Here is an 8,816-nt window from a genome sequence, read left to right as displayed (position 1 = left end):
CGCGTTCGCACGATCCCTATTGCCACAGCTATCCGCTCTCCGTCATGATCAACGCCGAGGGCAAGCGCTTCGTCGGGCCGCCTGCTTCTTTCCGGAGGAGGGTACGATGCACGCGTAAAGGCCGGCGGCTTTTTGTGTCGCCTGCCAACAACTCCCGCGGACCAGATGGCCACAACCGGATACGAGTACGAGGGGTTCGCCGAGGCGCGGGCGATGGCCCGGCACCGCCGCCGGCGCATTCTGCTGCCGCTCGCCGTGGTCGCGATCATGCTGGCTGCGCTGATCGGCATCGCGATCCACAACTACTGGGCGATGCGTGCGGATGCGCTGGCGCTGTCCGAAGGCGTGATCGCCAACCTGCGAGAGCGTATCGAGACCGAAGTCGAGGCCTATTTAAGGCCGATTAACGGAATCATCAGACTGTCGCGCGACCTGCTCGAAGATGAGCTCGCCGCCGCTATTCCGGACGCCAAGGTCGAGGCGCTCGGCATCAGCATGCTCACGCAAGCGCCTCAGTTGACGGCGCTGTTCGTCGGCAGCCGCGACGGCGAATTCGTGATGGTGCGGCGCGAGCAGCGCGACGGACAGGACGTGCTGGAGATCAAGCGGATCCACCGGTCCGAGCGCGCTCCGGACGGATTCGAGATCACGTACACCCGCCACGATGACCGCGGACGTGTCATTTCGCGGGAAAACGCGCCCTGGGACCAATACGACCCGCGCACGCGCCCGTGGTACCAGGGCGCAGAGCGGGAGCGGCAGCTGCACTGGACCGAGGTGTACCCCTTCTTCACCGCTCGCGCCCCGGGGATCACCGTATCGGTGCCGGTGCTTGCCGCCGATGGCGCATTGCGCGCGGCAATCGGCGCCGACGTCATGCTGACGAGCATCAGCCGTTTTCTCGCGTCCTTGTCGATTGGACGCTCCGGGCAGGCAATGATCGTCGACGCGCAGGGCCACCTGATCGCCCATCCGCGCGCCGAGCTGATCCACGACGAGGGCAACGGCAAGCTGCGCCTGAGCCGAGTCGAGGATCTCGACGATCCGGTGGCCCAGCGGGCGTACGACTACTACCGCGTGGAGCGCGTTGGTCAGCGCGCCTTCGAGCTGAACGGGCGGCGCTACATCAGCTCGGTGTCTTCGCTCGATCGCCTGCTGAAGCGCGATTGGGCGGTGCTGCTCGTGGTGCCGGAGGACGATTTCGTCGGTTTCGTCGCCGACAACGTGCGCAAGATGTTGGTCATGGGCCTCTCGACCATGGCGCTGGCCGGCCTGCTCGCGTGGCTCCTGATCCGGCAGGGACTGCGGACCGATCGCGAGGCGACGCGTGTGCTGGAGCGCAAGGCCGAGCTCGAGGCTACGGCGAAGGCGTTCGGTCAGTTGGCATCCGCCGGTTCGGTCTCGCTCGATCCGGGCGATTCGCTGGCGCTGCGACCGTTCACCGAATCCGCCAGTGAGGCGGCGCGAGTCCGGCGGGTCAGCATCTGGCATCTCGCGCCCGCACCGGGCGGGTTGACCTGCCTCGATTGTTACGATCGCGACACCGGCGGTCATACGCACGGTACCCGGCTCGCGCGGCAGGACTATCCCGAGCTGTTCGCAGCATTGGAGGCGGAGCCGTTCCTCGCTGCGGTCGATGCCGGCGCGGACGTGCGCCTGGCATCGCTCAGTCGGCTCTATCTCCAGCCGCTCGGCTGCCGCGCGCTGCTTGCCGTGCCGGTGAAAGCGGCAGAGCGCCTGAAGGGCGCAGTCCTGCTGGAAGACACGGGCGAGCGCTTCGAGTGGCCGGCCCACACCGCAGCGTTCGCCCGCGCGCTGGCCAATCTGCTCGCCGTCGGAGCCGCGGGTGCCGGAGCGACGGTACCCGAGACTGCGCCGTCTTCGAGCGCAGCGGTCGCTGCAGGCGCGCGTGCGAGGCCGCGCCCGGAGCTCAGCGCGGCCTTCCGCGACCTCGACATCGACACCACGCTCGGCGAACGGCGTGCGGCAGCCTTCGCCGCCAGGCTGTCCCCGGGGACCGATGGGGTGCGTGGCGCCGAGATGATCGAGCAACTCGCGGTGCTGTCGTTGCAGCTCACCAACCCGGTCGTGCTCGCCAAGCCGACCGAGCACGACGGTGCCGAGAGCACGGTGACGCAGTTGCTCGATGCGTTGCAGGCGGCGGCTCGCGATGAAGGCGTCGACTACCTCAAGTTCTTCAGCGACCAGGTGATCGCTTCGGTCGATCCGAACGAAAATGCTGGCGAGGCGCTGCAGCGCCTCGCCGAGTTTGCCATCCGGGTCAAGGCGGTCTGTGAAACCTTGTTCGCTCGGCATCGCGACGCGCTGGCGTTCCGGATCGGCATCGACGTCGGCCCCGCGATTGGCAGCCTGGTCGGGGGCGAAAACCCCGCGTTCGCGTTCTGGGGCGAAGCCGTCCGAACCGCCATGAGTATGGCCGACAGCAGCTTTCCCGGCGCGATCCAGGTGACCGAATCGGTTTATCAGGTGCTGCGCAGCCGCTATGTCTTCCAGATGCGCGGGCGTCACTACCTCGAGGGGCTGGGCGAGTTCTCGACTTACGTGCTGGGAGGGCGGCTGTGACGGCGGACGGCGCGGCGACCGAGAGCCGTCGCGGCGGGCCCTCGGCTGGCCGCACGCGGCGCGGATTCGTCCAGGGCTTCGGCGATCGTCTGATCGAAGCGCTGCGTTTCGTCGGCGAGTTCGTGAGTGTGCTGGCGCGCGGGCTCATCCCTGGCAACTGGCGACGCACGATGCGCGCGGAGTTCGCCTTCTATCTCTACCAGGTGGGTGTTCGGGCGATCCCCGTAGTGATGATCGTGGCGCTGCTGGTGGGCATCGGACTGGTCTTTCAAATCGTCTACTGGTTCCGTTACGCCGGCCAGGACGAGCGTATCGGCGAGTTCATCGTGCTGGCCCTGATCCGGCAGATCGCGCCGGTCGGCACGGTGCTGATCATCATCGGCCGCAGCGGCTCGGTCCTGGTCGAGGAGGTGGGGCAGATGACCCGCTCGGGACATGCGCGTGCGCTGGCATCGCAGGGGGTCGATCCGATCGACCTCGTCATGATTCCGCGCGCCTTCGCGGTGGCCGCCGCTGCCTTCTTGCTGACCCTGTTCTTCCTGCACACGGCGCTCTGGTCCGGCTACCTGGCCGCTTCGCTTGCCGGGCTGACGACGAACTCACCCGGCGAATTCACGGCCGCAGTGCTCGGCATCATGTCGCTGAGCGACTACCTGCTGCTGGTCGTCAAACCGCTCCTGACCGGCTACGTCGTGGGATATCTTTCGATCTGGTTCGGCAGCCGCATCGAGCACGGCCCGCAGGGTATCCGGCGCGCACTGCCCAAGGCGTTCGCTACCTCGCTCATCGCCACGATCGCGATCGGCGCCCTCATCACGGCGCTGCTGTAGCCTATGGAATCCGCGACCATCGACCCGTCCGCTGCCGCCACGCCGATGCTATCGGCATCCGGCATGCAGGTCGGCGCCCGTGGCGCCGTTCCGGCGCTGGCGCTTGACTTCGTCCTGTGCGCTGGCGAGCTGCAGCTGATCCACTCGCGGCACAAGGAGCGCAGCAGCGACATCGCCGATGTCCTGCTCGGTCTGGCCGATGCCGGAAGCGGCATTGTCCGTTTCCTCGGTCGCGCCTGGCACGAGCTCAGCAGGCACGAAGCATTCGAGCTGCGACGCGCAATCGCCCGAGTGCAGGGTCGAGGCAACTGGATGGAAGGCCGATCGGTGATGGACAATCTGCTGCTGCCGGTACGCCATCACACGATCCTGCCCGAGCATGCGCTGCGCAGCCGCGCCAGCGTACTGGCACGGCAGTTCGGGCTGCCCGGTCTGCCGCTGCTTCTACCCTCGGACTGCGCGCCCGGCGATCTGGAGCGGGCGGCTTGCGTCAGGGCCTTCCTCGGCCGTCCCGCACTGCTCGTGCTGGAGCATCCGATGGCGTTCGAGGACTCCGACTTGCTGCTGCCACTGATGAACGCGATCCAGCAGATGCGCAGGCGCGGTGGCTCCGTGATCTGGTTCACCGAGCACGGGTTGCACGCCATGGAGGCCAGCCTGACGGCCGACCGCCATTGCGAGCTGGTCGATGCGCACTTGATCGATCTGAAGCTGAACCGTCGATGATGCATACCTGCCGGCAGTTCGTATCGCACGCTTGCGCGCCATGCTCGATGGGTGCGTCGGGAAGCGGAAGGTAGCGCCAAATGGAAACCTCACGGGAACGTTATCGCTACGTCTTGCTGGGCGCGTTCGTGTTGATCGCGGCGGGCTTGTTCGTCCTCGGCATGCTGCAGGCGAAGGCGGTGCAGGAGTGGCTGAACCCAAGCAAGGCACTGCGCCTGGTGATGCCCGACGAAGGACTGTTCGGTCTGAGCCAGGGCGCGAAAATCGAGATCCTCGGCACGCCGGCCGGGAGGGTCACCCGGATCGTCATAGATCCGAACGAGAAGATTCACGCGCGGGCGCAGATCGATCCGTCGATGAGCCCGTTCGTGCGGCGGGATTCCACGGCGATCATCCGCAAGACCTTCGGCGTGGCCGGCGAGTCCTACGTGGAGATCACGCGTGGCCACGGGGAGCCGATGGACTGGGACTACGCCGTGCTGACGGTCGAAGCCGACCGCGCACCCACCGAGAACATAGGCGAGATCATGCAGGACCTGCGCAGCCGCGTGATGCCGATCCTTGCGCAGACCGAGCGGGCCGTCACGGCACTCGCCGACCTCACCGAGGGTCTGGCCGACCCCAAGGGCAATCTTCAGGTCACGCTGAACGCCGTCGGTGCGTTGAGCACGCGTATCGAGCGCGGCGAGGGATCGTTGGGTCGCGTGCTCGCCAACGACGCCATGGCGCGCGAGCTCGAGGCGCTGCTCGGCAATGCGAACAGCACGATGCAGGCACTGGGACCGATTCTCGACGAACTGCAGACCACGGCCACGCAGATCGCCTCGTTGTCGACTGCGATCAACGCGCAGAGCAAGGACCTGCCGCACGTCGGCGAACAGGTCAACGCGATACTGGTCTCGCTGGAGCAAATCATGGGCGACCTGAGCAAGACCTCGCCCCAACTGCCGAAGATCACGCGCGACGTGAGCACCACGACCGCGAGTGTCCCGGTGCTGCTCGGCACGACGCAGCAGACCCTGGCCGAGCTGGAGGCGCTGCTGCGCCAGCTGCGCGGGCACTGGCTGCTCGGAGGCGGCGGCGCCGATTCGCCGCCGGTGGAGGCGAGGCTGCCGCCACGCGAGGTGCGCCCATGATGCGGCGCGCGTTGCTTCTGCTCTTCGGCCTCGCCTTGAGCGGCTGTGGCAGCACGCCGAAGCAGGAGACCAAGCCGCCGACCGAGCGCGAGCTCCTCAACCGCTCGGCGCAGCTGGCCTTCTCACGCGGGCATTATGCGCAGGCCGCGACGCTGTACGAGGCTACGCTCGACCACGCGTTGATCGAGGACAGGCCGGAGCCGATCATCGATGCACGCTTCAACCTGGCCCTTGCGCAGACCTACGTAGGCCGCTATCAGTCGGCGCTCGACCTGGTGACGCTGGCCGAAGCAGAGCGCATCCGTCGCAAGCTCGGACCCGATCCCGAGCTGCAGCTGCTACGCGCGACGATCCACTACCGGGCGGGCGATCCGGCCGCTGCGCAGCGCGTGCTCGATCCGCTCTCGAGCGATCCCGCGCTGTCGCCGTCCACGGCTGCCAAGACGCAGTTTCTCGCCGGCGTGATGGCCGCAGAGCGCAGCGACGCCTCGGCGCTGCGGCGGCATCGCGATGCGTTGCCGGCCGGCGAGGCTCGCGGCGAGGAGGCCGACCGGCTCGAGCTCGACGGGCGGCTCGCCGCGATCGAGGGCGAAGCCGACGAGGCGCTGCGCCGGCTCGACCGAGTGGCGCTGTTGCGCAGCCAGGACGGCGATTATCGCGGCATGGCCCGCGTGCTGGTCGTCGCAGGCACCGTCGCCGAGCGTGCAGGTCACGCGGAGCTGGCCGGCGGCTATTGGCTTCGTGCCGGCCGCAGCGGAGCACAGCGCGGAGAGCCGGACGCGCGCGAGTGGCTCGAGCACGCGCGCGTGCTCGGAGAGCGCACGGGCGATGCTGCGCTGATTCTCGAAGCCGACGCGTTGCTGACCAGGCTCGGCGCGTTGCAAGGGCCGAAGTGAGCGCTACGAACTGCGGCAAACCGGCACGGTCGGGTAGCCCGCAGCTTCCCACTGCAGGCGCCGATGAAGGATCCTGCGAGCTGGTACTGTCAAAGCACTGTTCCGTTGAGCCGCTCTGGGGTCCCGACGGGGGGATAATGGGGCGGATTCTCGTAGGAGTCTGCCAATGAAACACCTGCTACCCGCAGCCGTACTCGCCTCTGCACTACCCATTGCGGCGCACGCGCAAAATTACCCGACCCAGCCCATCCGGATCGTAGTCGGCGCGGGAGCCGGCGGCGGCGTCGATACGACGTCGCGCATCGTCGCACAAAATCTGCAGGAGGTGCTCGGCCAGCCCGGTGTGGTGGAGAACCGCGGCGGCGCCGGCGGCGCGCTCGCAGGCGACATCGTGGCGAAGTCGGCACCCGACGGCCATACGCTGCTCACGCAGGCGATCGGCCACTCGGTGCTGCCGAGCCTGCACAAGAACCTGCCGTACAGCCCCGAGCGCGATCTCGTGCCTGTCACCATCATGGTGAACTCGCCGAACGTGCTGGTCGCGCATCCGTCGCTGCCCATGAAATCGGTGAAGGAGCTCATTGCATATGCGAAGAAGCACCCCGGCAAGATCGACTACGCATCCACGGGCGTCGGCAGCCCTTCGCACCTTGCAACCGAGCTGCTGAAGCTGCTGGCCGGTATCGACCTCGTGCATGTTCCGTACAAGAGCACCGGCGCCGGCATGACCGACGTCATGGCGGGCCGCGTCTCGCTCATGTTTGGAAGCTTCATTTCCACCCGCGCGTACGCGGAACAGGGGAAGCTCAAGGTGCTCGCGACCGCCGGAAGCAAGCGCGCCGCCGCGGCACCGGACCTGCCGACGATCGCGGAGGCCGGGGTGCCGGGCTATGCGGTGGACGTGTGGTACGCGATGCTCGCGCCCTCGGCCACGCCACGCCCGGTGCTCGAGAAGCTCAACGCCGCCGTGACCAGGATCCTGCACGCGCCCGAGGTGACAAAGAAGCTCGCGTCGCTCGGGCTCGAGCCTGTCGCTCAGGACCTCGCAGCCAGCGATGCATACGTCAAGTCCGAGATCGCCAAGTGGGCCAAGGTCGTCAAGGCCGCGAACATCACGCCGAACTGATGTGCGTGCAGGCGAGCACGCACGGGCCATCGTGCTACGCTGCGTTCGCGAGCATCTTCTCCAGATCGGGGTGGCGCGTATGCCATTCGGTCGCGCACTCGTAGGCGTGGGCGACGCGCAGCACGGTTGCTTCGGCGAACGGCTTCGCCGCGATCTGTAGCGAAAGCGGCAGTCCGCTGCGGCTGAAACCCATCGGAACGGCGAGCGCGGGCACATTGGCCATGCTGAAAGGGTAGGTGCCGATGCGCCGCAGGATCACTTTCTGCTGCATGTCCTCCTTGCTCGTCACCGTTTCACGCACGGCATCGATGGGCCCGGGCGGGTTGAGGCTGGTTGCCGCGAGCAGGGCGTCGTAGCGGCCGCAGGCCGTGAGTACTTCGCGTCGCACGAGCACACGCGCTCGGTTGGCACGGGCATAGACTGCAGCCGGAACCAAGGCCGCCGCACCGAGCCGCTGTCGGGTCCCGACATCGAGCGCTTCCCAGTGCGGGCGCAGCCACTTCTTCACGAACATCGCGGCGATGTCCACATCGGAGGTGAGCAGCTGCAGCGGCACCGAGTATTTCGCGCGCGGCAACGAGACTTCCTCGACCTGCGCGCCGAGCCGCCGCAACACCTCGAGCGCCTGCTCGAGCGCGGCGCGCACGTCCGGATGCACGCCGGGCGGGAAGGCCATCTCGCGCACGACGCCGAGCCGCATCCCGTTCAGATCTGTCGACAGCGCGGCGCGGTAGTCGGGCACGGGTTCGTCCGACGTGAGGGGATCGCGCGGGTCGCGGCCGGCGATCGCGCCGAGCACCAGGGCGATGTCCTCGACCTGGCGCGCGAGCGGGCCGATGGTGTCAGCCGTCCAGCCGTACATGACGCCGCCATGGCGCGACACGCGCCCGAAGGTCGGCCGCAGGCCGACGATTCCATTCGCGGCCGCGGGGCTGCGCACGGAGCCGCCGGTGTCTTCGCCGAGCGAGAAGCTGCTGAAGCCGGCGGCGGGCGCGATACCGGAACCGCTCGACGATCCGGCCGGGTTGTAGTCGGGATTCCAGGGATTGCGCGGCTGACCGAACGGGAAGTCATGCGTGCCGCCCTTGCCGAACTCGTGCAGGTTTTCCTTGCCGAGCAGAATCGCGCCGGCTTGCTTGAGGCGCGCGATGCAGCAGGCCTCTTCGCCTTCCAGCCCGGACCCGGTCGCGCGCGAGCCGAGCGTGGTGCGCACGCCGGCGGCGTGGATCTGATCCTTCACGCCGAACGGCAGCCCGTGCAGGGGGCCGCGATAGCACCCGGCTGCGATCTCGGCCTCGGCCGCGCGTGCGTCCGCGAGCGCCTGCTCGGTGCATACCGTAATGTAGGCGCGCAGCTTCCCGTCGTAGCGCTCGATTCGCGCAAGCGCAGCCTGCACCAGCTCGACCGGCGAGATCGCGCGTTTCTCGATGAGGCGCGCTTGTTCGCAAGCGCCCAGCAGCAACAGCTCCTCCGCCATCGGTTCTTCTCCGCACTTTCGCAATCGGCAGGTCCCGAGGCC

At 67.8% G+C, this 8,816-nt stretch carries 7 protein-coding genes; 6 read left to right on the top strand and 1 reads right to left on the bottom strand.

Annotated features, from left to right (window positions below):
• Positions 1 to 165: 165 nt before the first annotated feature.
• The 6 genes from GEV05_14235 (at position 166) to GEV05_14210 (ending at position 7,297) form a co-directional block, all read left to right on the top strand.
• Complete coding sequence (locus GEV05_14235; GenBank protein MPZ44530.1) at positions 166 to 2,583, top strand: GAF domain-containing protein; 2,418 nt, start codon at positions 166 to 168, stop codon at positions 2,581 to 2,583.
• A complete protein-coding gene (locus tag GEV05_14230; protein ID MPZ44529.1) occupies positions 2,580 to 3,413 on the top strand; it encodes a hypothetical protein in 834 nt (277 codons plus the stop codon). Before GEV05_14235 ends, GEV05_14230 begins: the two co-directional genes overlap by 4 nt.
• Before the next feature lie 3 nt (positions 3,414 to 3,416).
• Positions 3,417 to 4,139: an organic solvent ABC transporter ATP-binding protein gene (locus GEV05_14225; protein ID MPZ44528.1), complete on the top strand. Its 723-nt coding sequence runs from the start codon at positions 3,417 to 3,419 to the stop codon at positions 4,137 to 4,139.
• 80 nt (positions 4,140 to 4,219) lie between these two features.
• On the top strand, positions 4,220 to 5,275 hold the full coding sequence (locus GEV05_14220) for an MCE family protein (protein MPZ44527.1): 1,056 nt from the start codon (positions 4,220 to 4,222) through the stop codon (positions 5,273 to 5,275).
• A complete protein-coding gene (locus GEV05_14215; GenBank protein ID MPZ44526.1) occupies positions 5,272 to 6,171 on the top strand; it encodes a hypothetical protein in 900 nt (299 codons plus the stop codon). The genes GEV05_14220 and GEV05_14215 overlap by 4 nt, the downstream gene beginning before the upstream one ends.
• Before the next feature lie 166 nt (positions 6,172 to 6,337).
• Positions 6,338 to 7,297: a tripartite tricarboxylate transporter substrate binding protein gene (locus tag GEV05_14210; protein ID MPZ44525.1), complete on the top strand. Its 960-nt coding sequence runs from the start codon at positions 6,338 to 6,340 to the stop codon at positions 7,295 to 7,297.
• 34 nt (positions 7,298 to 7,331) lie between these two features.
• Here GEV05_14210 and GEV05_14205 read toward each other — a convergent pair whose 3' ends face one another.
• Positions 7,332 to 8,774: an amidase gene (locus GEV05_14205; protein MPZ44524.1), complete on the bottom strand. Its 1,443-nt coding sequence runs from the start codon at positions 8,772 to 8,774 to the stop codon at positions 7,332 to 7,334.
• Between the last annotated feature and the right edge of the window lie 42 nt (positions 8,775 to 8,816).

Source organism: Betaproteobacteria bacterium (assembly GCA_009377585.1).
In the GTDB taxonomy this organism is placed as follows: domain Bacteria; phylum Pseudomonadota; class Gammaproteobacteria; order Burkholderiales; family WYBJ01; genus WYBJ01.
The sequence above is the reverse complement of the archived record's forward strand: the minus strand, read 5'-3'. Positions and strand labels throughout refer to the sequence as shown.